The 21617-nt window shown below is 59.4% G+C and carries 24 protein-coding genes and 1 tRNA gene; 9 read left to right on the top strand and 16 right to left on the bottom strand.

Features of this window, described 5'->3' with window-relative positions:
- Positions 1-414 precede the first annotated feature (414 nt).
- From AO353_RS11980 to AO353_RS12000, 5 genes are all read right to left on the bottom strand, one after another.
- On the bottom strand, positions 415-1644 hold the full coding sequence (locus tag AO353_RS11980) for a methyltransferase (protein ID WP_054595140.1): 1230 nt from the start codon (positions 1642-1644) through the stop codon (positions 415-417).
- A complete protein-coding gene (locus AO353_RS11985) occupies positions 1625-2314 on the bottom strand; it encodes an ABC transporter permease (RefSeq protein WP_054595141.1) in 690 nt (229 codons plus the stop codon). The genes AO353_RS11980 and AO353_RS11985 overlap by 20 nt, the downstream gene beginning before the upstream one ends.
- Entirely contained in the window at positions 2311-3006 is a 696-nt protein-coding gene (locus AO353_RS11990; protein ID WP_054595142.1) for an ABC transporter permease, read from the bottom strand. The genes AO353_RS11985 and AO353_RS11990 overlap by 4 nt, the downstream gene beginning before the upstream one ends.
- Before the next feature lie 78 nt (positions 3007-3084).
- On the bottom strand, positions 3085-3840 hold the full coding sequence (locus AO353_RS11995; RefSeq protein ID WP_054595143.1) for an ABC transporter substrate-binding protein: 756 nt from the start codon (positions 3838-3840) through the stop codon (positions 3085-3087).
- Between the two features lie 13 nt (positions 3841-3853).
- Positions 3854-4627, bottom strand: coding sequence for an ABC transporter ATP-binding protein (locus tag AO353_RS12000; RefSeq protein ID WP_054595144.1), 774 nt, complete (start codon positions 4625-4627; stop codon positions 3854-3856).
- 555 nt (positions 4628-5182) lie between these two features.
- Between AO353_RS12000 and gabP the strand changes: the two genes are divergently transcribed.
- On the top strand, positions 5183-6574 hold the full coding sequence (gabP, locus tag AO353_RS12005) for a GABA permease (RefSeq protein WP_054595145.1): 1392 nt from the start codon (positions 5183-5185) through the stop codon (positions 6572-6574).
- Positions 6575-6643: 69 nt separating this feature from the next.
- Here the strand turns inward: gabP and vapC are convergent, their stop codons facing one another.
- From vapC to AO353_RS12030, 5 genes are all read right to left on the bottom strand, one after another.
- Positions 6644-7051, bottom strand: a complete 408-nt coding sequence (gene vapC / locus AO353_RS12010) for a type II toxin-antitoxin system tRNA(fMet)-specific endonuclease VapC (RefSeq protein WP_054595146.1) — start codon at positions 7049-7051, stop codon at positions 6644-6646.
- Positions 7051-7281, bottom strand: coding sequence for a type II toxin-antitoxin system VapB family antitoxin (vapB, locus tag AO353_RS12015; RefSeq protein ID WP_054595147.1), 231 nt, complete (start codon positions 7279-7281; stop codon positions 7051-7053). Before vapB ends, vapC begins: the two co-directional genes overlap by 1 nt.
- A gap of 190 nt (positions 7282-7471) precedes the next feature.
- Positions 7472-7924: a hypothetical protein gene (locus AO353_RS12020; protein WP_054595148.1), complete on the bottom strand. Its 453-nt coding sequence runs from the start codon at positions 7922-7924 to the stop codon at positions 7472-7474.
- 34 nt (positions 7925-7958) lie between these two features.
- A complete protein-coding gene (locus AO353_RS12025) occupies positions 7959-8951 on the bottom strand; it encodes an alpha/beta fold hydrolase (protein ID WP_054595149.1) in 993 nt (330 codons plus the stop codon).
- Between the two features lie 146 nt (positions 8952-9097).
- Positions 9098-9502, bottom strand: coding sequence for a hypothetical protein (locus AO353_RS12030; protein ID WP_054595150.1), 405 nt, complete (start codon positions 9500-9502; stop codon positions 9098-9100).
- Between the two features lie 334 nt (positions 9503-9836).
- Between AO353_RS12030 and AO353_RS12035 the strand changes: the two genes are divergently transcribed.
- Complete coding sequence (locus tag AO353_RS12035) at positions 9837-10295, top strand: hypothetical protein (RefSeq protein ID WP_054598216.1); 459 nt, start codon at positions 9837-9839, stop codon at positions 10293-10295.
- A 109-nt stretch (positions 10296-10404) separates the two neighbouring features.
- On the opposite strand, the gene AO353_RS12040 is transcribed toward AO353_RS12035, so the two are convergent.
- The 5 genes from AO353_RS12040 to AO353_RS12060 form a co-directional block, all read right to left on the bottom strand.
- Positions 10405-10480: transfer RNA gene (locus AO353_RS12040), tRNA-Phe, on the bottom strand.
- A gap of 103 nt (positions 10481-10583) precedes the next feature.
- On the bottom strand, positions 10584-10856 hold the full coding sequence (locus tag AO353_RS12045) for an oxidative damage protection protein (protein WP_054595151.1): 273 nt from the start codon (positions 10854-10856) through the stop codon (positions 10584-10586).
- Positions 10853-11920, bottom strand: coding sequence for an A/G-specific adenine glycosylase (gene mutY / locus AO353_RS12050; protein ID WP_054595152.1), 1068 nt, complete (start codon positions 11918-11920; stop codon positions 10853-10855). The genes AO353_RS12045 and mutY overlap by 4 nt, the downstream gene beginning before the upstream one ends.
- Positions 11917-14148 (bottom strand): AsmA family protein, encoded by a 2232-nt coding sequence (locus AO353_RS12055; RefSeq protein WP_054595153.1) that lies wholly within the window; start codon positions 14146-14148, stop codon positions 11917-11919. Before AO353_RS12055 ends, mutY begins: the two co-directional genes overlap by 4 nt.
- Positions 14149-14230: 82 nt before the next feature.
- A complete protein-coding gene (locus tag AO353_RS12060; RefSeq protein ID WP_054595154.1) occupies positions 14231-14629 on the bottom strand; it encodes an acetyl-CoA sensor PanZ family protein in 399 nt (132 codons plus the stop codon).
- 272 nt (positions 14630-14901) lie between these two features.
- On the opposite strand from AO353_RS12060, the gene AO353_RS12065 reads away from it, so the two are divergent.
- From AO353_RS12065 to AO353_RS12095, 7 genes are all read left to right on the top strand, one after another.
- Complete coding sequence (locus AO353_RS12065) at positions 14902-16563, top strand: OFA family MFS transporter (protein ID WP_054595155.1); 1662 nt, start codon at positions 14902-14904, stop codon at positions 16561-16563.
- 238 nt (positions 16564-16801) lie between these two features.
- Positions 16802-17395 carry an imidazoleglycerol-phosphate dehydratase HisB gene (gene hisB, locus AO353_RS12070; RefSeq protein WP_019691294.1) on the top strand — a complete coding sequence of 198 codons (594 nt, stop codon included), beginning with the start codon at positions 16802-16804 and terminating at the stop codon, positions 17393-17395.
- Complete coding sequence (hisH, locus tag AO353_RS12075; RefSeq protein ID WP_054595156.1) at positions 17395-18033, top strand: imidazole glycerol phosphate synthase subunit HisH; 639 nt, start codon at positions 17395-17397, stop codon at positions 18031-18033. Before hisB ends, hisH begins: the two co-directional genes overlap by 1 nt.
- Complete coding sequence (locus AO353_RS12080; protein WP_046815284.1) at positions 18033-18290, top strand: DUF2164 domain-containing protein; 258 nt, start codon at positions 18033-18035, stop codon at positions 18288-18290. The genes hisH and AO353_RS12080 overlap by 1 nt, the downstream gene beginning before the upstream one ends.
- Before the next feature lie 42 nt (positions 18291-18332).
- Entirely contained in the window at positions 18333-19070 is a 738-nt protein-coding gene (gene hisA / locus AO353_RS12085) for a 1-(5-phosphoribosyl)-5-[(5-phosphoribosylamino)methylideneamino]imidazole-4-carboxamide isomerase (RefSeq protein ID WP_054595157.1), read from the top strand.
- 9 nt (positions 19071-19079) lie between these two features.
- Positions 19080-19850, top strand: a complete 771-nt coding sequence (gene hisF, locus AO353_RS12090) for an imidazole glycerol phosphate synthase subunit HisF (protein WP_054595158.1) — start codon at positions 19080-19082, stop codon at positions 19848-19850.
- A 66-nt stretch (positions 19851-19916) separates the two neighbouring features.
- Positions 19917-20672, top strand: a complete 756-nt coding sequence (locus tag AO353_RS12095; RefSeq protein ID WP_054595159.1) for a substrate-binding periplasmic protein — start codon at positions 19917-19919, stop codon at positions 20670-20672.
- Between the two features lie 164 nt (positions 20673-20836).
- Here AO353_RS12095 and AO353_RS12100 read toward each other — a convergent pair whose 3' ends face one another.
- Complete coding sequence (locus AO353_RS12100; protein ID WP_054595160.1) at positions 20837-21616, bottom strand: divergent polysaccharide deacetylase family protein; 780 nt, start codon at positions 21614-21616, stop codon at positions 20837-20839.
- Position 21617: the final 1 nt, after the last annotated feature.

The raw sequence follows: 21617 nt of genomic DNA on the forward strand, positions 1-21617 counted from the left end.
GGCGGAGTGTAGCGATCTTCAATCAGAAAGTGTGTGGGCATAGCAGCCAAATACGGGAGGGATTGGCAGGCCTGTCGAGGGGGCGACGGGTAGCTTTGCGGCACGGGGCCTTCCATGGTCGAGCCGTACGCGCCAGAGATTTCTGGCGCCTGGCAACGATAGTTCAGAATGTGGAGGTTGGTTATGACCTTTCGGATTAATGCTTATGCACAGCGGGAGGTGGTTTCGCTGCGTTTACGGCCTATTTTGTGGAGCAGTTCTCAACAAATCGCAACTGGCTGTTTTTTCGCCTGTTTTTTAATGTGAACAAAAAATGACCAAGCGCTTTTATGGCCTATAAGCCATGGATCCAAAGGCTTTTATCAAGTTTCATCAACAGACTTATCCACAGGCTGTTGATCGAAATGGAGGGGGTTATCGACGCTCGGCAAGCAGCATCAGATTGCGCGGTGTCAGTGGGGTTTCGCAGAACAATCCCAAGCGCACCGAATAACCCTGTTCTTCGAGAAACAGCGCTCGGTCGAGTACCAGCCACAGCTCCAGGGGGCGTCGGAACAGGCCGCGTAGCAGTTCAAGATTACGCACCTGGGCCAGGCGTTCCCAACCAGAGGCTTCCAGCGCCACCCAATCCTGCGCCGGGACTGTGGATAAGTCTTTCAGCGCCGCCAGCTCGCGGCAGTAATCGGCGAAGGGTTTATCCAGCCAGGCGCTGGGCAATGACGGTGTGGGCAGGTAGTCATCACAACCGCGCAGTTGCCGTTGCAGCAGGTCGAATGCCAGTCGGCGGGCCATGGACGTGTCGCGTTGACGTCGGACGCGGGCACCGGCGGTGACGGTTTCACTCAGCGGCAGGGCCAGATCGTCGAGGGAAAGCTGTAGGCCGGAACCTTTAGCTGCGTCGGACAACGGCTGGTACTGGCGAGCGCTGATGCGGTTATAACAGCACGGCGCAATGGCCAGTTGTTTACAGCCGGCCGCGCTGGCCAGTTGCATCAATCGTACATGCAGATCGCCGCAGGCGTGCAGGGCGACCGGTGTCTGATCGGTGCTCAGACGCGCCGTCGCATCGGCGGCCATCACGTCTTGTTGAAGATGATTGACTGCGAGGTGATGGTGTTGACTCAGCGCCTGACCGCTGGCGATCAGCGCCGGGTCATATTCCAGGCAGGTCAGTTGTTGGTCGGCTTGCAGCAGGCGTCGGCCCAAATGACCTTTGCCCGAGCACCAGTCCAGCCAGTGTCGGGTTTTTTCGGCAAATTGCAGGCAACCGGCGAAGGCTTCGATCTGCTGCCATTTACGCCCGGGCACGTCGACATTCAGTCGTCGGGTTGCAGGCTCAGTCGTATGAACGGGAAGGTTGCCTACAGCGCTGAGGGCAATGGCCCGCGCGGCCAGTCCTGAAAAAGGTGCGGGCGCCAGAAGGTGCTCAGGATGGTTATGGCTGTTTTCCGCGTCTTCCAGCGAACGCTGGCGTAGCCAATCTGCCAGTTCGGGATAGGCCGTTTCCCACGGCAGTTGCCGATGGGTAAACGGACGCGGTCGCCAGAGTGCCTGGTGTTCGCTCAGGAACTCGTCCAGCGCTTTGAAGCGGGCGAGCAACTGTTCGCCCGCAAGCACCGGCCGATCAGCGTCCCTGGCAGGCATCGACGCGCAACCAGCGCTCCAGCAGCTTGAAGCCACGCACCAGAATGTAGGCCATCAACAGGTAGAACATGCCGGCCGCGAAGAAGATCTCCACGGGCAGGTAGGTCCGGGCAATGATAGTGCGGGCCATGCCTGTCAGTTCCAGCAAGGTCACGGTGCTGGCCAGGGCGCTGGCCTTGAGCATCAGGATCACTTCGTTGCTGTAGGCCGGCAGGCCGATGCGCGCGGCACGTGGCAGGACGATGTAGAACAGCGCCGTGGGGCGCGACATGCCCAGTGCCCGTGCGGCTTCGATCTCGCCCTTCGGGATGGCCTGGATCGCCCCGCGCAGGATCTCGGCGATGTAGGCCGCAGTGTGCAGGGTCATGGTGGCGGTGGCACACCAGAACGGATCGCGCAGGTACGGCCACATCGCGCTCGCGCGGACCGCATCGAACTGCGCCAGGCCGTAATAGACCAGAAACAGCTGCACCAGCAACGGCGTGCCACGGAAGAAGAAAATGTACGCGTAAGGCAGTGCGCGCACGTACCACAGGCGCGACGAGCGGGCGATGCCCAGCGGAATCGCCAGCAGCAAGCCGAGGACGACGGCGATGGCCACCAGTTCCAGGGTCAGGGTCGCGCCCTGCGCCAGTTTCGGCAGCCACTTGATGATGACTTCCCAGTTCATTGCGTGTTCCTCGCGAAGCCGCGAGCGGCGCGTTTTTCCAGCAGGTGCATGCCGGTCATGGCGAGAATTGTCAGGCCCAGGTACATGAAGGCTGCGACCATGTAGAAGGTGAACGGCTGCTTGGTCATGGTCACGCCGTTTTGCGCGTGACGCATGATTTCTTCCAGGCCGATCACCGACACCAGCGCGGTGTCCTTCATCAGGATCATGAACAGGTTGCCCAGGCCCGGCAGGGCGATGCGCCACATCTGCGGCAGAATCAGCCGGGTGAAAATCCGCAACTTTGACAAGCCCAGTGCCACGCCGGCTTCACGGTGACCCTTGGGGATCGCCAGAATCGCCCCGCGAAAGACTTCGGTGGCATAGGCGCCGAAGCACAGGCCGAGGGCAATCACGCCGGCGGCGAAGGCATTGAGCGCGAGATCGGGGTTGCCGAAAAACTCGCCCAGGGCACGCATCAGGTTGACCGTGCCAAAGTAGATCAACAGCACCCAGAGCAATTCCGGGATACCGCGAACCAGGGTCGAGTAGGTGCCGCCAAGCCATTGCAACGGCTTGTACGGGGAAGTCTTGGCCAAGGCGCCGAGCAGGCCGAGCACCAGTCCCAGGCATAACGCCGAGAGGGCCAGTTTGACGGTCATCAGCGCACCAGCGGCGAGCGCCGGGCCGAATCCGTAGAGGTCGATAGTCATGGATTTCTATTCAAGTTGCCGCAGGCATTGCCAAGGACCGGCACCGTCAGAAAGCGGCGCCGGTCAGGCCAGTCAGAATCAATAGATGCTGAACGGGAAGTACTTGTCGTTGATCTTCTTGTAGGTGCCGTCAGAGACGATTTCTTTCAATGCGGCATTCAGCTTGTTACGCAGCTCGTCCTGACCCTTGCGCACGGCGATGCCGATTTTGTCGCTGGCTACCACCGGTTCGCCTTTGAACTCGTAGTTTTTGCCGGCGTCGCTTTTCAGCCAGTCGTAGTTGGCGTATTTGTCGGCGAGGATCGCATCGACGCGACCGGAGGTCAGGTCCAGGTAGGCGTTTTCCTGAGTGTCATACAGCTTGATGGTGACGTCGTTGCCGTAATTGTCCTCAAGCCAGGTGCCGGCCAGGGTGGCGCGCTGAGTACCGATGATCTTGCCTTTGAGCGAGTCCTTGTCGGTTTTCAGGTCGACGTTCTTCGGTGCGATGAATTGCAGTTTGTTCGAGTAGTACGGGTCGGTGAAATCAACGGCCTGCTTGCGTTCCTCGGTGATCGACAGCGAGGAAACCAGGAAATCGAATTTCTTGGCGTTCAGTGCCGGAATGATGCCGTCCCAGTCAGAGGTGACGACTTCGCATTCGACCCGCATCTTGGCGCACAGGGCGTCGCCGATGTCTTTGTCGAAGCCGACCACCTGGCCGCTGGCATCTTTATTGTTGAACGGTGGGTAAGCCGCTTCGATACCCATCTTCAGTTTTTCGGCAGCCATCGCATTGGCCGAAAACACCAGTGTAGCGGCCGCAGCCAGGAGGAGTTTTTTGTAAGTCTGCATGTAGGTAGCTCCGTTAGCGGTTGCTGGACATGAATTGTTTGCAGCGCGCCGAAAGCGGGTTTTCGAACACCTGCTGGGGCGATCCTTGCTCTTCTATGAGCCCCTGGTGAAGGAACACCACTTCACTGGACACCTGACGGGCGAAGCCCATTTCGTGGGTGACCAACAGCATGGTGCGACCTTCTTCGGCCAGGGCGCGGATCACGTTTAGTACTTCCTGAACCATTTCCGGGTCAAGCGCGGAAGTCGGCTCGTCAAACAGAATAACTTTGGGTTGCATTGCCAAGGTGCGGGCGATTGCGGCGCGTTGCTGCTGGCCACCGGAAAGTTCTGCAGGGTAGGCGTGACGTTTGTCGGCGATGCCGACCTTGGCCAGCAAGGCTTCTGCCACTTCGATGGCTTCGGACTTGCTTTGCCCGAGGACGCGGCGCGGCGCTTCGATGATGTTGTCGAGCACGCTCATGTGCGGCCACAGGTTAAAGTTTTGAAATACAAAACCGATTTCGCTGCGCAGTCGATTGATCTGCTTGCCGTCGGCGGCGACCAGTTCGCCGTTTTTCGCAGGCTTGAGCTTGAGCTCTTCGCCGGCCACCAGAATCTGGCCCTGGTGCGGGTTTTCGAGCAGGTTGATGCAGCGCAGGAACGTGGACTTGCCGGAACCGGAGGAGCCCAGGATCGAGATCACATCGCCGTCGCGTGCGGTCAGCGAGACGCCTTTGAGCACCTCAAGCTTCCCGTAGCGTTTGTGCAAGTTGCGGATTTCAAGCGCGGGCGTGGCCTCAGCCATGTGCGGTCCTCATTGTGTCTGTTGTGCTCCTGCTGTTGGCCGGGCGTTCCTGGCGAGGCGCCAAGCTAGCATGGCGGTCGAATGGCGGCCAACAGCCCCACGGGGCGTAGACGGGCAGTGCGTGACCGGTTGTCGCTTCAGCGCAGCAGACTGTCGCGCCATCAACAACCGATCCCACGTTTGAAGCCATGTCTGTGTGGGTGTCGCGTAAAAAAAGGCGCGATGGTGCCAGCTTTGGCCGGGTGTTGGAAGCGCTAACCGGACAAACGTTCCCGATCCGCACTTTTATTGTGCGTGAGCCGTTTTTCTGGTGTGTTTCTGGTGCGTGAATTCGTTTGTGAAGTGGGTGGCAGGGTAACGCTCTGGCGAAGTGCCATTAATTTCAATGGCTTGCGATGACTGTCCGGTAAAGGCGAGATCGCCGGGATAGAGGCGTATGAAACATTTTGGCGCAATTATTGCGTGCAGAATCCAGAACGCCCCGTTGGCTTCTTTTTACGAGAAGGATGCCAAGCGGGATGGAGGCAATCGCTTTTCCTTACAAAGGTAGTTTCAATGAGCAGCATCCAAAGCTCTAATGGCCTCGAACAGGGGCTCAAACCGCGCCATGTGACCATGCTGTCGATTGCCGGTGTTATCGGCGCCGGCCTGTTCGTTGGCTCGGGGCACGCCATCGCCGCCGCAGGCCCGGCCGTGCTGTTGGCCTACGCCGCCGCCGGTATGCTGGTAGTGCTGGTCATGCGCATGCTTGGCGAAATGGCCGTTGCTTCTCCGGACACGGGCTCTTTCTCGACCTACGCCGATCGTGCCATCGGTCACTGGGCCGGTTTCACCATCGGCTGGCTCTACTGGTGGTTCTGGGTGCTGGTAATCCCGCTGGAGGCCAACGCTGCCGCGACTATCCTGCATGCCTGGTTCCCTAATGTGGCCATCTGGGCATTTACCCTGATCATCACGTTGCTGCTGACAGTGACCAACCTGTTCAGCGTGAAGAACTACGGTGAGTTCGAATTCTGGTTCGCTCTGATCAAAGTCCTGGCGATCATCGGTTTCATTGTCCTCGGTGTCATGGCGATCTTCGGCTTCCTGCCAGGCAGCCAGGTCAGCGGCGTTTCGCACCTGTTCGACACCCAGGGCTTCTTGCCAAACGGCATGGGCGCTGTACTGGGCGCGATCCTGACCACCATGTTTTCCTTCATGGGCACCGAGATCGTGACCATCGCGGCCGCGGAGTCGAAGAACCCTGGCCAGCAAATCTCCAAGGCTACCAATTCGGTGATCTGGCGGATTGGCTTGTTCTACCTCGTATCGATCTTCATCGTTGTGGCCCTCGTGCCATGGAACGACCCGGTTCTGGCCAGCGTCGGTTCCTATCAGACCGTGCTTGAGCGCATGGGCATCCCGAATGCCAAGCTGATCGTCGACCTCGTGGTGCTGGTTGCTGTGACCAGTTGCCTGAACTCGGCGCTGTACACCGCATCCCGCATGATGTTCTCCCTGGGCAAACGTGGCGATGCGCCGGCCGTTTCCCAGCGCACCAACAAGAGCGGCACGCCGTACTGGGCCGTCATGTTGTCTACCTGTGCGGCGTTCCTTGCGGTGTTCGCCAACTACGTGGCCCCGGCTGCGGTGTTCGAATTCCTGCTGGCCAGCTCCGGCGCTATTGCACTGTTGGTGTACCTGGTGATCGCGATTTCGCAACTGCGCATGCGCAAACAGCGCATGGCCCGCGGTGAAAAAATCGCCTTCAGCATGTGGCTGTTCCCGGGCCTGACCTACGCGGTGATCGTATTCATCGTGGCGGCCCTGACCATCATGCTGTTTCAGGATGCCCATCGCGTGGAAATCCTTGCCACGGGGCTGTTGAGTCTTTTGGTGGTGGCTGCCGGTTTGTTTGTGGCTCGCCGTCGCAAGCTGGAACAGCGTGGCGCGGTCGTGTTGAGCTGATTGGTCCCGCGTAATGAAAACGGCCGCTGTCAGGGATGACAGCGGCCGTTTTTGTTTCTGATGCCGAGTTCAATCGAGGTGTACCCAATCCTCTACGCGCAATCCGGGAACACGCTCAAATTCCCGAAGATTATTCGTCACCACAATGAACCCTTGTGAGCGCGCGTGTCCTGCGATCATGTGGTCGTAAGGGCCTATCGGTGTGCCCGCCTTTGCAAGTTCCGAGCGAATCATTCCGGTGTGGGCAGCGGCTTCGTAGTCGAAGGGCAGGACTTCAAGACGAGCTACAAAACCTTCGATTACGGCCAGGTTCTTTTCCGGCGCCGCCGATTTTTCAGCGCCGTAAATCAATTCCATCAGCGTGACTGCGCTTATACACAGCTGGCCGTGATGGCGATTGAACGCTTCGCGTACGACCTGTGGTTTGTTCTTGATGGTAAAAATGCAGATGTTGGTATCGAGCATGTATTTGATCATCAGAACGACTCGCGCTCCTGATCGGCCGGTTGCTCGCGGTCGGCCATAAAATCGGCAGTGACGTTATCGCCATCGAACCAGCTATCCCAGGCTTCATCGGCCGGCGTGATGATGCGAGCGCGGCCAATGGCTACAACGTTGACGCGCTTGACGTCTTCAGGCATTGCCACGGCTTTGGGCAAGCGGACGGCCTGGCTTCGATTGCTCATGAAAAGGGTGGTCTGTTCCATTGGGGTGTCCTCCGCTTTTGGTGCGCTTAGAGCCCAAGAATAGGCTGTGCCGGGGATATGTCAACGGGATATACGCTGAGGCTGATGAAGGGTAGTGCCAGCTCTTCGATAGGGTGATGACCTTCAAAAAAAACGGCCGCTGTCAGGAATGACAGCGGCCGTTTTTGTTTTCGCAGGCTTCAGGGGCGGGTTATTCGGCTTTTGCCTCAGGTTCTTCCAGCGACTCTCGGTAGCTGTCCAGCGCATTGCCGAAGTCGGTGATGAACTGCGGGTCTGTCAGCCAGGCCTGGGCGGCTTCACGGTCCATGCCATCGGTCCACATGCGGTAGTCGATCAGCATGTCGGCGGCCAGGTGAGTGGCGGCCATCGCTTCGTTCTCGGCGTTTTCCATGTCCAGCAGTTCTGGGTGGTCGTTGATGATTTCGCTGAGGTTCGACAGCAGGGTCAGCAGCATGTCGTTGCGGCTGATGGCCTCGGCCTCACGCATTTTGCTGAACATCGCCAGGGTGTACTCAGGCATCTGCTCGGCTGGCGCGTTCGGGTCGTCATGCATGGCGATGGGTTTTCTGCCGCTGATACGAATCTGCTTGGCTTTGATCTTGGCGCGTTTGGCGCGTTTCTGTTGCTTGTTCGTGGCGGCCATCTACTTCGTTCCGTATTCGTGTGGGAGGGCGCAGTCAGGTGGGTACGCTGCGCGGTACCAACCGTCCTGGCGTGTCGGGATGCAATTCGCCGTTCTGTAGCCAGGACAACGCAATGGGCCATAGTGTGGCTTGGTAAGGGCTGCGAAAAAAGGCGAAATGTCCGACCTCCACTTCGCCGATGTCTTCTGGTGCGATTCGCAGGTGCGTGTTGGAACTGGCCTTGAAGTAGCCGAGCAAGCGCTCGATGGCAGAAATCGTCCCGTACGGATCGTCGCTAAGGCTGATAGCCAGGGTTTGTGCGGTGACGGTGGCGAAGGGCAGGCCTTGGGCTTTTGCGGCTATCACGCGACCGCTGGGCCGTTCTTCGTAACGGGCAGCTGGCGTGCTCCAGTCGTGGACGACGCCGGCTGGCGTATCTTCGAGCCAGCCGAGACGTTTGCCGGGAAAGTAACCGTAGAATTTCGTCATCAGCGGCATGAACAGATGCCACTTGATGAACATCCGCCAGCGGCTGGCCGAGGCATAGTCTCGCCAGTAGGCGAACTGCGCGCCCACAGTGACCAGGCGCCGGATCACTTCTGCGGAAGCGGCCAACCCTGCCGCGCAGCCACCGAAGCTATGAGCGACTACATCGATCGGTTGACCTGGAAATTCCCGTGTCGCCCGTTGCAGCATGGCTTCGAAATCCAGCGCGCCCCAGTCCGACCAGGACGCCTTGAATCCGCGCAGCGAGTCGGGCCGGGATTCACCGATGCCGCGGTAATCGTAAACCATGACATCGAAACCGTTGGCAAACAGGTAGTCGGCGAAACGAAAGTAATGCCGGCAGCGCACCGAAGTTGCCGCGTTGATGATCACCACCGGGCGATTGGTATTTTGAAGGAGGTGGCGCCAGGCAAAACCGCCGAGGACAAAACCATCGGCGGCAGGCTCTTTGAATGATTCACTGGGGCCGGTGGTTGGCAGCGGCAATTCAATCCGGGCTGGTGACGACGGTGCCAGTGAGGGCGTGTTCGACAGAGTCATTGGATGAAGACCTGGGCGCGGTTTGCTGCCAACGATAGACGTCATATTGCGGGGTAACAATCTGCTGGTATTTCCCGGTGCTAGCGCGCCATAAAAAAACGGCCATTGTCATCACCGACAGCAGCCGTTCTTTCGGTTCGCAGAAATTACCGTGGCGATTTCACCAGCGCCTCGGAGGCGGCCACGTAGTCCGCCTGGAACTGCGGGCTTTCGATCCAGGCCAGGGCTTGGGCTTCGTCCGATTCAGTCGACCACTGGCGATACTCGATCAGTGCCGCGAGGATGAAATCGGTGGCGCCTTCTTCGCCTTCCTGTTCAAACACGATTTCGAGCAGCGGGTCTTCCAGGAATGCCGTGCACAGCGCTTGTTGGCTGGTCTTTTCGGCATCGCGCATTTTTATGAACAGCTCGGTCAGGTCTACTGACTCAAAGTCGATACGCTCATCGTTCGGGTCCAGTTCGACCGGAGCACTCGCGCGCTGCACGCGATTTTGTTTGGCCTTGGCTTTCGCGCGTTGGGTTCTTTTGTGCTGCTTGTTCGCCGATGCCATGGGCTTCGATCCTTAGTTCAGGCGCAAGGGGAGGGTGCTATTGAAGCGCAGGTCGGCGAATTTCCCAAGGAGCGATTGCTCGGTGGTCCGCGATAGTGGCTTGGTGGGTGAATTGGCTGACAACCGGGAGTCGTATCGGCGCCGGCTTTCACAACCAATTGATCTAAACGAAGGATCCGAGCGGGAAGTCATAAAAGTGTAAGCAGTATTCTTACCGGTTTTTCGGTTTGAGCTGTGATGTTGGGGATAGCACTGGGTGTCACCGTTTTATGGCATCGGCTTCATGGGTGGCATCGCATTCGTTGGACCCGTAACGGGTCCGGGAGTCGTCATCATGAGATCCTTGCGTTTACTCACGCTATCCGGCGTTGCTCTGCTCGGGCTCGCTGGCTTGCCTATTTCCAGTGTTCAGGCGGAGGTCTGTCGTGACCCGATTGACCCGCAGGGCGTACAGCTGGAGCAGCAACAACAGAACGGCGTTGACTTCATGTTCGGTGGTATCGGTCAGGATGAATCGTGCGCCATTCAACGGATGGGAGGCTATAACCTGCACATGACTTTTTCCACCGGACCTGCCAATGAGTACGTGCCTGACGTCAAGGTAGCCATTCAGGGGCCGAAAGGTCGTGAAGTGCTGTCGCTGGACCAAGCGGGCCCGATTGTTTTGACTCGGTTGCCCGCAGGTAAGTACGTCGTCGTGACGGAGCGTAATGGCCGCGAATTACGTCACACGATTGACCTCAGTGGTGGTGGAGTTCGTACGCTGAACATCCATTGGGCTGATGCAAGCTGACCTCCAGGGATTGCAGGTCAATCAAAAAACGCAGACAACAAAAAACCCGCACGAGGCGGGTTTTTTGTTGGGCTTTCACGTGATGCTGACACCACATGAAAGCTGAATGTGGTGCCCAGAGACGGAATCGAACCGCCGACACGGGGATTTTCAATCCCCTGCTCTACCGACTGAGCTATCTGGGCAACGGGGCGCATTAAACGGGTTTTTCAGGGGGTCGTCAAGCAAGTTTTCAAAAAATATTTAATTATTACCGTCGCTTACGATCCAACCCCCATTTTCACGGGATTACTCGGCAGGTGGAACGTAGCCTTCGGCCTTGGCGTATTCCTCGCCGGAGAAGTACTTGTCCATCTCGCCCTGAAGATATTTGCGGTCTTCGGCGTTCATCATGTTCAGGCGTTTTTCGTTGATCAGCAGGGTCTGGTGTTTTTGCCAGTCGGCCCAGGCCTTGGCCGAGACGTGGTCAAAAATGTCCTGACCTTTGGCGCCCGGGAACGGGGCGCGCTCCAGGCCTGGCAGTTCTTCTTTGTACTTGCGGCACATGATGGTGCGGGTCATGACGACTCTCCTGCGTTCAATACATCGGCCGCGCGCTTCAGCAGTTTTTTCACCGGGGCGGCAAGGCCCAGGCGCGGCGGGGTGGCGAGGTTATACCAGAGCCAGTCGGCCTCGGCCACGTGATGGCCAGCCTCCTGGACCTGGACCAGCCAGGGTTCGATAGCCAGTTGGAAATGGCTGAAGGTGTGGACCAGGCTCGGCAGTTCAACGTGCTTGCCCAGTTCCAGCGAGTGTTGCAGTGCCAGATGTTCCAGATCGCCGAGGTCGTCGAGTTCCGGCAGGCTCCACAAACCGCCCCACAAGCCCGTGGAAGGACGGCGGTAAAGCAGAATGGCGCCATCGCGGTTGGCGAGCATCGGCATCAGCGTGCGCTTCTGTGGCACGGTTTTACGCGGTTTGGGGATCGGGTAGCGGGTCTCCAGGCCGAGCATGTGCGCTTCGCAGCCCTTTTCCAGAGGACATAGCAGGCAACTCGGCTTGCTGCGGGTGCAGAGCGTAGCGCCCAGATCCATCATCGCCTGGGTGTAGGCGTTGACTCGATCGTAAGGCGTGAAGTGCTCAGCGTTGGCCCACAGCTGTTTGGCAACCTTCGGTTCGCCAGGGTAGCCCTCTTGCGCGGTAAAACGTGCCAGCACCCGTTTGACGTTGCCATCGAGGATCGGCGCGCGCAGGCCCATGCTCAGGCTGGCGATGGCGCCCGCGGTGGACAGGCCAATGCCAGGCAAGTCAGTGAGTTTTTCGACATCCCGGGGAAACTCGCCGCCGTACTCGGCAACGACGATCTTCGCGGTTTTTTGCAGGTTGCGCGCACGGGTGTAGTAACCCAACCCGGTCCACAGGTGCAGCACTTCATCTTCCGGCGCGGCGGCCAGGGCTTCGACCGTTGGCAGCGACGCCATGAACCGATCGAAGTAGTTCAGCACCGTGCTGACCTGGGTCTGCTGCAGCATGATTTCCGAGACCCACACCCGATACGGGGTGATGCCCTGTTGCCAGGGCAGGTCGTGGCGGCCGTGGCGGTCGTACCAGTCCAGCACCGCGGTTGAGAACTGCTCGGCTTTCATCGCTTGAACAACCCCTTGAGGGCGTTTTTCAGTTCCGGGCTGACTTTGTCGCCGAGTTTCTCATCGATTTTTTCGCCGAGCTTGTCGCCCGCCAACTTGCCCGCAACCTGGCCGAGACGCTCGTTATCCAGGCGGCAGGCCTTGGCACCGAGTTCCAGCGGGCCACGGCAGCGCAATGGCCACTCGATGCCAGCGTAACGCTCGTTGACCTGGCAGGCCGGGTCCGGCATGTCGCTCTTGTCGCCTTCGACGATGATGCCGATGCGGTAATCCATGCCCAGCACACGCAGGTCGACGTCACCGTTGCCGTTGACGGTCATGCCCGGAATGCGGACTTTCAGGTCTGGATTGCTGGCCACGCCATTGCGCAACGTCAGGTTGCCCTTGAGTTCCTGGAAGGGGGTGTCCTTGCCATGCGGTTCGCCGCTGAGGGTTTTGTGGTTCAGGGTGGCGATGCCTTTGCACAGCTGTTGCTCGAGGTTGGCGTTGAGCAGCACGCCGTTATTGAGCACGAAACTGGCCGTGCCGTTGAGGCTGTCGATCAGTGCTTTCTGGCTGTTGCCGCTGGCGGTCAGGTTGCTGTTGAGCGTGACCAGGCCTTTGACTGGCGGTTTTTTCCCTTGGCTTTCGAGAATGTTCTCCACCGGGACCTTGCTGATCTGCGTTTGCAGGCTCAGCAACGGCACGGGCTGACGAACATCGAGCGTGCCCTTGGCAGCGAAGTTGCCGTTGTAGAGATCGCCACGCAGGTTTTCCAGAGTCAGCAGGCCGCCCTGGCCAGTGGCTTTCAGCGCGGCGTTCTGGATCGACAGCTTGTCGAGGGTCAGTTGGCCGAAGGTCAGGTCGGCGTCCAGATCAAGCTTGCTCAGGCGTTCCGATGGAATCAGTTTGTCGCTGCTCCAGGCGCCTTTGGTCGGGGCGTTCGGCAGTGGTGTGCTGCCAGCGCCGGCCAGCGCGTTGGTCTCGGTGCTGCTGACTTCCGACTGACGAGCCACTGCAGCGCTGTTGGCTTCGGCGGATTTTGGCGGCAGGTAGCGATCAGCGTTGAAGGTGTCGCCCTTGAGCTGCACGCGCAATGATTGCTTGGCGAAATCCTCGACGGCGATACGCCCGCTGAAGCTGCTGTCGTCGACTTTCAGGTTGAGATCGTCCAGCACCACACTGCTCGGGGTGCCCGCGAGACGACTGACCAGTTCGACTTTGCTCAGGCTGCCCTCGGCCATGGCCGGGAGTTTCTGGCCGATGCTGTCGACAAACTTCGCCAGGTCGAATTGCGCAATCGACACTCCGCCGCTGATTTGCGGGGTTTTGTCCAGGTTGTTGACTTTCAGCTCGCCAAGCGCACGCAACTGGTTGGCAGAGATCTTGATGCCGGTCCATTCGGCGACGTTCGCTGCTCTATCCAGCAACAGTTGACCTTGAGCGGCATAGGTCACGATCTTGCCTTGCAGCGGTTCGCCGGAGATTTCGCCTGCCAGTTTCATGTCTTCGAACTGGTAGCGCTGGAGGGCGCGTTCGAAACGCAACTCGCCATTGAGTTCAGTGCGCACCCGTACGTCCGGCTGGTTGCTGGCCAGGAACGCGGTCAGCTTGACCTGAATGTTGGTCGCGTCGTGCACCGGGCCGGTGCTCAGCTGGATGCTTTCGGCGCTGAATTGCTTGCCGGTTTGCTCATCGTTGTATTCAACCCGGGCGTTGTTCACGGTCAGGCTGTCGATGTCGAGACGAATCGGTTGGGCCGGTTTTTCCGCAGTGGCGGGTACTTCGGCAACCGGTTCGCTGGTGCTGCCGGTAGCTGGCGCATCCGCCTTGGCGGCGACGGGCGGGACCTTGCCGATGTCTTCCCAGTTACCGTGGCCATTCTTGTCACGGTTGAGGCGCAGGTTCAGGCCTTCGACGCGGACATCGCTCATCTGCACTTCACGGCGCAGCAACGGCAGCACCCGCACAGACAGGCCAAGCATTTGCAGGTCGGCAAACGGCTGGGTCGGGTTGGCCAGGGTCGCGACGCCGGCATCGTGCAGTTCAAGGCCGAGCCAGGGGAACAGGCTCCAGCCGATATCGCCATTGAGCGTCAGCTCGATGTGGGCCTTGTCGCGGGCAATTTGGCGGATCTCGTCTTTGTAGTCGTTGGGATCGAAGAAGTGGGTCAGGGCAAAGCCCAGCGCCACAATGATCAGCAACAACCCGAGAAGTACCAAACCCAGGATTTTGCCGAACGCTTTCATGGGCGAGTCCTTGTAATGAGTCAATGTCGAATTTAGCCAGGGAGTATAGCGCCCCGAAACCGACGACTGGTCAGTGATCGCTCTAGAGCTGGTCCAGCGGCAGTTTGAGCTTGGCAGCCAGTGCCTGGGCTTCGAGGTGCCCGGCCGGGGCCTGCAAGTGCAATTTGGCCCCCGCGAGCTCGGCCATTTTTTGCGCTTCGCTGACCAGGCGTTCAGCCACGCCACGGCGCCGGGTGATTTTTCGCACGCACAAATGGGATAGCTGCCAGATGTCCTGCTGTCGGTGCAGGCGTGCCGCGCCAAGCAGTCGGTCATTGAAGCGTCCAGCGATCAGCGAGCCGTCGCGCAGGCTGTGTTCAATCAATTGCAGTTCATCGTTGAACGGAGCAATCAGCCAGCGCGGAGCATCGTGGTAGATCTTCTGCAGATCCTGCTGATCCTGATAGCTGGGTTCGTTCAGCGATTCGACGACGATGGGCATAGGGTTTCCTGTGAAAGGGTTGTCCGGGTAATACCCGTCAATGGGTGAAACGGTTTTTTAGTGTGTGATCGGAACAGATGTCACACAAAAGGTGATATCAGTTTGGTTTTTCTGTCACGGGCAAATGGTAATCTTTGCCGTTCGTCGGTCCTTCTGCGACCTGTCGTCGCGCCGAGCGGAGCTCTACTCGATAAAACGGTCATGCCTGCGTGCAACAAGGCCGAGAGTGAAGAGTGTCTGGCGAACCATACTAATAATTGGGGGAAACACAAATGAGCACGAGTACCGAGGCGGGGATTATTCCCGCCCAGTCAGCGTTCCTGTCCAAGGAGCGGATCATCGCCAAGCCCGGTTTCAACCGTTGGCTGGTTCCACCGGCCGCGTTGGCCATTCACCTGTGCATCGGCATGGCCTATGGTTTTTCAGTGTTTTGGCTGCCGTTGTCCAAAGCCCTCGGCGTGACCGCGCCGGTGGCCTGCGCACCCGACATGAGCTTCATTGCACAGATTTTTTCGTCCCAGTGTGATTGGCCGATTTCGATGCTCGGCTGGATCTACACCTTGTTCTTCATCTTCCTCGGCTGCTCGGCAGCGATCTGGGGTGGCTGGCTGGAACATGCCGGGCCACGTAAGGCCGGTGTCGTTTCGGCGTTGTGCTGGTGCGGCGGTCTGCTGATTTCCGCGTTGGGGGTGTATACCCACCAGATCTGGCTGATGTGGATCGGCTCCGGCGTTATCGGGGGGATAGGCCTGGGGTTGGGTTATATCTCGCCGGTTTCGACCTTGATCAAGTGGTTCCCGGACAAGCGCGGCATGGCGACCGGCATGGCGATCATGGGCTTCGGCGGTGGTGCGATGGTTGGTGCTCCGCTGGCGGCTGCGCTGATGGGCCATTTCGCTTCGCCGGCTGGCGTCGGCGTGTGGCAGAGCTTCCTGGTGATGGCTGCGATCTACTTTGTGTTCATGATCGGCGGTGCGCTGTCGTACCGCGTTCCGCCGACTGGCTGGAAGCCTGAGGGCTGGACCGCCCCGGCGAAAAAAGCCGCGAACGCGATGATCACTCACCGCCATGTGCACGTTAACGTCGCGTGGAAAACCCCGCAGTTCCGTCTGGTATGGCTGGTGCTGTGCCTGAACGTGTCGGCGGGTATCGGCATCCTCGGCATGGCGTCGCCGCTGTTGCAGGAAGTATTCGCCGGTAAATTGCTCGGCAACGATCTGACCTTTGGTCAGCTGGACGCTTCGCAATTGGCGTCGATCGCGGCAATCGCTGCAGGTTTCACTGGCTTGCTGAGTCTGTTCAATATCGGTGGGCGGTTCTTCTGGGCGTCGTTCTCCGACTACCTGGGCCGCAAAAACACCTACTTCGTGTTTTTCGCCCTGGGGTTTGCCCTGTATGCGTTGATCCCGAACCTCGGCCATCTGGGCAACATCGCGCTGTTCGTGGCGGCGTTCTGCATCATCCTGTCGATGTACGGCGGTGGTTTTGCGACGGTTCCGGCGTACCTGGCGGACCTGTTCGGTACGCAGATGGTCGGTGCGATCCATGGTCGCCTGCTGACTGCCTGGGCTGCTGCCGGCGTGCTCGGTCCGGTGTTGGTGAACTACCTGCGTGAGTATCAGTTGAGCATCGGCGTCGAGCGCGCGGCTGCGTATGACATCACCTTGTACATCCTTGCGGGCCTGCTGGTGCTGGGTTTCCTCTGCAACCTGCTGGTGCGTCCGGTGGCGGATAAATACTTCATGAGCGATGCCGAGCTGGCCGTCGAACAGGCGCTGGGTCACGACAAAGGCGCGGACAGCACCACCGTGCTGGAGTGGAAAGCTTCCTCGGGCAGCGTGCCGTTGGCCATTGCCGCATGGCTGGTGGTGGGCATTCCGCTGGCGTGGGGCGTTTGGGTGACGTTGCAGAAGACAGCCGTCCTGTTCCACTAAACACGTGACTCCCTTGTAGGAGCAAAGCTTGCTCGCGATGAACGATAACGCGGTGTGTCAGGCGTACTGTCATCGCGGGCAAGGACTCGGCGTCCCCCCGCTCCTACATGTCATGACAGGTATGCCCTCGGCGGCATTGGGTTCAGCCCGTCAGGGATATCACCTCGCGTGTTTCTGTTTGGCGTCCGCGCCCCTATAATGGTTGCCTTTTTCGCCCAATGATTTTGCGGAGCTGGTGATGGCCGAACGTAAGGCGTCAGTCGAGCGCGACACTCTGGAAACCCAGATCAAAGCCTCGATCAACCTGGATGGCACCGGAAAGGCCCGATTCAATATCGGTGTTCCCTTCCTTGAGCACATGCTGGACCAGATCGCCCGTCACGGGCTGATCGACCTGGATATCGAGTGCAAGGGTGACCTGCATATCGACGACCACCACACGGTGGAAGACGTCGGTATCACGCTGGGTCAGGCTTTCACCAAAGCCATCGGCGACAAAAAAGGCATCCGTCGTTACGGTCACGCCTATGTGCCGCTCGATGAAGCGCTGTCGCGCGTGGTCATCGACTTCTCTGGTCGTCCTGGCCTGCAGATGCATGTACCGTATACCCGCGCCACTGTCGGCGGCTTCGATGTCGACCTGTTCCAGGAGTTTTTCCAGGGCTTCGTCAATCACGCCAACGTCAGCTTGCACATCGACAATCTGCGTGGGCACAACACCCACCACCAGATCGAAACCGTGTTCAAGGCCTTCGGTCGCGCATTGCGCATGGCCGTCGAGCTGGATGAGCGCATGGCCGGGCAAATGCCTTCGACCAAGGGTGTTCTGTAATGCAGACGGTCGCGGTTATCGATTACGGCATGGGCAACCTGCACTCGGTGGCCAAGGCCCTCGAGCACGTCGGTGCCGGCAAGGTGCTGATCACCAGCGATGCCAGCGTGATTCGCGAAGCCGACCGAGTGGTGTTCCCCGGTGTGGGCGCGATTCGCGATTGCATGGCGGAGATCCGTCGCCTGGGCTTCGACTCGCTGGTGCGTGAAGTCAGCCAGGACCGTCCGTTCCTCGGCATCTGCGTGGGCATGCAAGCCTTGCTCGAGCGCAGTGAAGAAAACGACGGCGTCGACTGCATCGGCCTGTTTCCCGGCCAGGTGAAGTTCTTCGGCAAAGGTCTGCATGAAGACGGCGAACACCTGAAAGTCCCGCACATGGGCTGGAACGAAGTGAAGCAGACGGTGGATCACCCGCTGTGGCACAACATTCCGGACCTCGCGCGTTTCTACTTCGTGCACAGCTACTACATCGCCGCCGGCAATCCGCGTCAGGTCGTGGGTAGTGGTCACTACGGCGTCGACTTCGCCGCAGCGCTGGCCGAAGGTTCGCGTTTCGCTGTGCAGTTCCACCCGGAGAAGAGCCATACCCATGGCCTGCAATTGCTGCAGAACTTCGCTGCGTGGGACGGTCGCTGGTAATGGCCGTCAAGAAAAAGCCGCCGATCCTCACGCTCACACCCGAGCAAGAGAACGAGGCCAACAGCAAGATCAAGCGTTTCATGGAAGACCGCTTCGAACTTGACCTTGGCTCGTTCGAGGCAGCTGAAATTCTTGAGCTGTTTACCCGCGAAATTGCTCCGCACTATTACAACAGGGCGATTTTCGATGTGCAGGCGCACCTCAAGGAGAGGTTCGAAAGCATCGAAAGCGACCTGTGGGCGCTCGAGAAAAACTGATTTCCGAGCAACGCTGAAAAATCGAATTTAAAGGTTTGCCAGATGCTGATTATTCCCGCTATCGATCTTAAAGACGGTGCCTGCGTACGCCTGCGCCAGGGCCGCATGGAAGATTCCACAGTGTTCTCCGATGACCCGGTGAGCATGGCTGCCAAGTGGGTGGAGGGCGGTTGCCGTCGTCTGCATCTGGTCGACCTGAACGGCGCCTTCGAAGGCCAGCCAGTCAACGGCGAAGTGGTCACTGCGATCGCCAAGCGCTACCCGAACCTGCCTATTCAGATCGGTGGTGGTATCCGCTCGCTGGAAACCATTGAACACTACGTGAAAGCGGGCGTGAGCTACGTGATCATCGGCACCAAAGCCGTTAAAGACCCGGCCTTCGTCGCCGAAGCCTGCCGCGCCTTCCCGGGCAAAGTTATCGTTGGTCTGGATGCGAAGGACGGTTTTGTCGCCACCGATGGCTGGGCTGAAATCAGCACTGTGCAGGTTATCGACCTGGCGAAGCAGTTTGAAGCCGACGGCGTGTCTGCGATCGTTTATACCGACATCGCCAAAGACGGCATGATGCAAGGCTGCAATGTGTCGTACACCGCAGCACTGGCCGCCGCCACGCGGATTCCGGTGATTGCGTCCGGCGGTATTCACAACCTGGGTGACATCAAGTCGCTGCTCGACGCCAAGGCGCCGGGGATCATCGGCGCCATCACCGGCCGGGCGATTTACGAAGGCACCCTCGACGTCGCTGAAGCGCAAGCTTTCTGCGATTCGTACAAAGGCTGAGGACTTACCATGGCGCTGGCCAAACGCATCATTCCTTGCCTGGACGTGGATAACGGCCGGGTCGTCAAAGGTGTGAAGTTCGAGAACATCCGTGACGCCGGCGATCCGGTGGAAATCGCCCGTCGCTACGACGAGCAGGGTGCCGACGAGATTACTTTTCTCGACATCACCGCCAGCGTCGATGGCCGCGATACCACGTTGCATACCGTCGAGCGCATGGCCAGCCAGGTGTTCATCCCGCTGACCGTCGGCGGTGGCGTGCGCACCGTGCAAGACATCCGCAACCTGCTCAATGCCGGCGCAGACAAGGTCTCGATCAACACCGCGGCGGTGTTCAATCCAGAGTTTGTCGGCGAAGCGGCGCAGCATTTCGGCTCGCAGTGCATCGTTGTCGCCATCGACGCCAAGAAGGTTTCACTGCCGGGCGAAACCCCGCGCTGGGAGATCTTCACCCACGGCGGTCGCAAACCTACCGGGCTGGACGCGGTGGAGTGGGCGAAGAAGATGGAAGGTCTGGGTGCCGGCGAAATCCTGCTGACCAGCATGGACCAGGACGGCATGAAAAACGGCTTCGACCTGGGCGTCACGCGTGCCATCAGCGATGCACTGGGGATTCCGGTGATCGCTTCGGGCGGCGTCGGCAATTTGCAGCATCTGGCTGACGGCATTCTTGAAGGCCACGCCAGTGCGGTGCTGGCAGCGAGTATTTTCCACTTCGGCGAATACACCGTACCGGAAGCCAAGGCCTACATGGCGCAACGCGGTATCTGCGTCCGATAAAGGCCAGTGGACAGCATGGCGGGCTCAGGGCAAGCTTGGGCACGCCATGGATTCCGGTAAACCGTCATGCTCAAACGTCTTCTCCTGGTACTCGCCAGCGCCTCGTTACTACTGGCTGGCGCTGCACGTGCTGCAGAAAAAACCGGCCCCGATCTGGTGCTGCTGACGGAAAACTTCCCGCCGTACAACATGGCGAAGAACGGCAAGAACTTCGCTCAGGAAGACAACATCGATGGCATCGCCGTGGACATCGTCCGCGAGATGTTCAAGCGCGCCGAAATCACTTACAGCCTGACACTGCGTTTCCCTTGGGAGCGGATCTACAAACTCGCCCTGGAGAAATCCGGGTATGGCGTGTTCGTCATGGCGCGACTGCCGGACCGCGAGAAACTCTTCAAATGGGTCGGCCCGATTGGTCCGGACGACTGGATCATGCTGGCCAAGGCTGACAGCAAGATCACCCTCGAGTCGCTGGCGCAGGCGCGCAAATACAAGATCGGCGCCTACAAAGGTGATGCGATCGCCGAAACGTTGGCCAAGCAGGGTCTGAAACCGATCGTGGTGCTGCGCGATCAGGACAACGCGAAGAAGCTGGTCAATGGCCAGATCGACCTTTGGGCGACGGGAGATCCTGCTGGCCGTTACCTCGCTCGGCAGGATGGCGTGACGGGCCTCAAGACCGTGCTGCGTTTCAACAGTGCCCAGCTTTATCTGGCGCTGAACAAAGACGTGTCCGACGAAATCGTCGCCAGGCTTCAGGCCGCGCTGGATCAGTTGCGCCAGGAAGGCGTGGTGGACGACATCATGGCGCGGTATCTGTAAGGTCCTGTGGTGAGGGGGCTTGCCCCCGTTTGGGCGCAAAGCGGCCCTAAAACCAAGCACCGCAGTGATTCAGACAGAACGAGTGGGTATCTTTTACGACTGCTTCGCCCGAGCGCGGACTGGCCGACGTGGGCAAGCCCCCTCGCCACAAGAGCGAATCCTTTTCAGCGGTAAACCCCGTCCTTCCCGTGCCCAACCATCGCCTTGTTGCTGCGCACGCTGATCATCAACTTGATATCGATCCAGTCGATGCCCTGGGCCTTGAGCTTGGGCAGTTCGCGCTCAAGCACCGCCAGGGTTTGTGGATAGGGGTGGCCGATCATCACCGCAGAGCCTTGCTTGTGGGCCAGGCTGATGGCGGTCTGTAGCTGAGTGAAGATTGCGCCCTCGGTGCGCTCGTCATCGAGAAACACATCTCGCGAAACACTCGCCAAACCGATCTTCTGCGCCTCGGCGGCGGCGACGGTCTGGGCGCTGGTACGGCTGTCTACAAAGAACTTGTGCCGACGTTGCAGCTCGGCCATCAGCCAGGTCATGGCCGGTTGCTGGGCGGTCATGCGGCTGCCCATGTGGTTGTTGATGCCGCTGGTATAGGGCACGGCGTTGAACGCCGCACTCAGGCGTTTTTCCAGCTCTTCGATGGGGAGTTCGGGATGCCAGGCGAACGGGCCGGTGGCCGGGTCCATGGGCATGTGCAGTATGACGATCTTGCCGGCGTGGTGGGCCTCGCGGGCAAATTCGGCAGCGTGGGGAGTGTCGGGCATGATTGCCGTGGTCACCGGTCCGGGCAGCGCCAGCACACGGCGGTCGCGCGGCAGGTTTTGCCCGAGGTCATCGATGATCAGGCTCAGGTAGGCCTTGTGTGGCGCCGCCGTCTCGGCAGGCGCCGCGTGAGCAGCACCCGCCAGACAGCACAGCAGGCTGAGGATGACCCGCAAGCGCATC

The sequence above is a fragment of the Pseudomonas fluorescens genome, assembly GCF_001307155.1.
Classification (GTDB): domain Bacteria; phylum Pseudomonadota; class Gammaproteobacteria; order Pseudomonadales; family Pseudomonadaceae; genus Aquipseudomonas; species Aquipseudomonas helvetica.

Excerpts from the sequence above, each read along its gene's own strand:
- AO353_RS11980 (WP_054595140.1), bottom strand. The coding sequence starts at position 1,644 with ATGCCTGCCAGGGACGCTGATCGGCCGGTGCTTGCGGGCGAACAGTTG.
- AO353_RS11985 (WP_054595141.1), bottom strand. The coding sequence starts at position 2,314 with ATGAACTGGGAAGTCATCATCAAGTGGCTGCCGAAACTGGCGCAGGGC.
- AO353_RS11990 (WP_054595142.1), bottom strand. The coding sequence starts at position 3,006 with ATGACTATCGACCTCTACGGATTCGGCCCGGCGCTCGCCGCTGGTGCG.
- AO353_RS11995 (WP_054595143.1), bottom strand. The coding sequence starts at position 3,840 with ATGCAGACTTACAAAAAACTCCTCCTGGCTGCGGCCGCTACACTGGTG.
- AO353_RS12000 (WP_054595144.1), bottom strand. The coding sequence starts at position 4,627 with ATGGCTGAGGCCACGCCCGCGCTTGAAATCCGCAACTTGCACAAACGC.
- gabP (WP_054595145.1), top strand. The coding sequence starts at position 5,183 with ATGAGCAGCATCCAAAGCTCTAATGGCCTCGAACAGGGGCTCAAACCG.
- vapC (WP_054595146.1), bottom strand. The coding sequence starts at position 7,051 with ATGATCAAATACATGCTCGATACCAACATCTGCATTTTTACCATCAAG.
- vapB (WP_054595147.1), bottom strand. The coding sequence starts at position 7,281 with ATGGAACAGACCACCCTTTTCATGAGCAATCGAAGCCAGGCCGTCCGC.
- AO353_RS12020 (WP_054595148.1), bottom strand. The coding sequence starts at position 7,924 with ATGGCCGCCACGAACAAGCAACAGAAACGCGCCAAACGCGCCAAGATC.
- AO353_RS12025 (WP_054595149.1), bottom strand. The coding sequence starts at position 8,951 with ATGACTCTGTCGAACACGCCCTCACTGGCACCGTCGTCACCAGCCCGG.
- AO353_RS12030 (WP_054595150.1), bottom strand. The coding sequence starts at position 9,502 with ATGGCATCGGCGAACAAGCAGCACAAAAGAACCCAACGCGCGAAAGCC.
- AO353_RS12035 (WP_054598216.1), top strand. The coding sequence starts at position 9,837 with ATGAGATCCTTGCGTTTACTCACGCTATCCGGCGTTGCTCTGCTCGGG.
- AO353_RS12045 (WP_054595151.1), bottom strand. The coding sequence starts at position 10,856 with ATGACCCGCACCATCATGTGCCGCAAGTACAAAGAAGAACTGCCAGGC.
- mutY (WP_054595152.1), bottom strand. The coding sequence starts at position 11,920 with ATGAAAGCCGAGCAGTTCTCAACCGCGGTGCTGGACTGGTACGACCGC.
- AO353_RS12055 (WP_054595153.1), bottom strand. The coding sequence starts at position 14,148 with ATGAAAGCGTTCGGCAAAATCCTGGGTTTGGTACTTCTCGGGTTGTTG.
- AO353_RS12060 (WP_054595154.1), bottom strand. The coding sequence starts at position 14,629 with ATGCCCATCGTCGTCGAATCGCTGAACGAACCCAGCTATCAGGATCAG.
- AO353_RS12065 (WP_054595155.1), top strand. The coding sequence starts at position 14,902 with ATGAGCACGAGTACCGAGGCGGGGATTATTCCCGCCCAGTCAGCGTTC.
- hisB (WP_019691294.1), top strand. The coding sequence starts at position 16,802 with ATGGCCGAACGTAAGGCGTCAGTCGAGCGCGACACTCTGGAAACCCAG.
- hisH (WP_054595156.1), top strand. The coding sequence starts at position 17,395 with ATGCAGACGGTCGCGGTTATCGATTACGGCATGGGCAACCTGCACTCG.
- AO353_RS12080 (WP_046815284.1), top strand. The coding sequence starts at position 18,033 with ATGGCCGTCAAGAAAAAGCCGCCGATCCTCACGCTCACACCCGAGCAA.
- hisA (WP_054595157.1), top strand. The coding sequence starts at position 18,333 with ATGCTGATTATTCCCGCTATCGATCTTAAAGACGGTGCCTGCGTACGC.
- hisF (WP_054595158.1), top strand. The coding sequence starts at position 19,080 with ATGGCGCTGGCCAAACGCATCATTCCTTGCCTGGACGTGGATAACGGC.
- AO353_RS12095 (WP_054595159.1), top strand. The coding sequence starts at position 19,917 with ATGCTCAAACGTCTTCTCCTGGTACTCGCCAGCGCCTCGTTACTACTG.
- AO353_RS12100 (WP_054595160.1), bottom strand. The coding sequence starts at position 21,616 with ATGCGCTTGCGGGTCATCCTCAGCCTGCTGTGCTGTCTGGCGGGTGCT.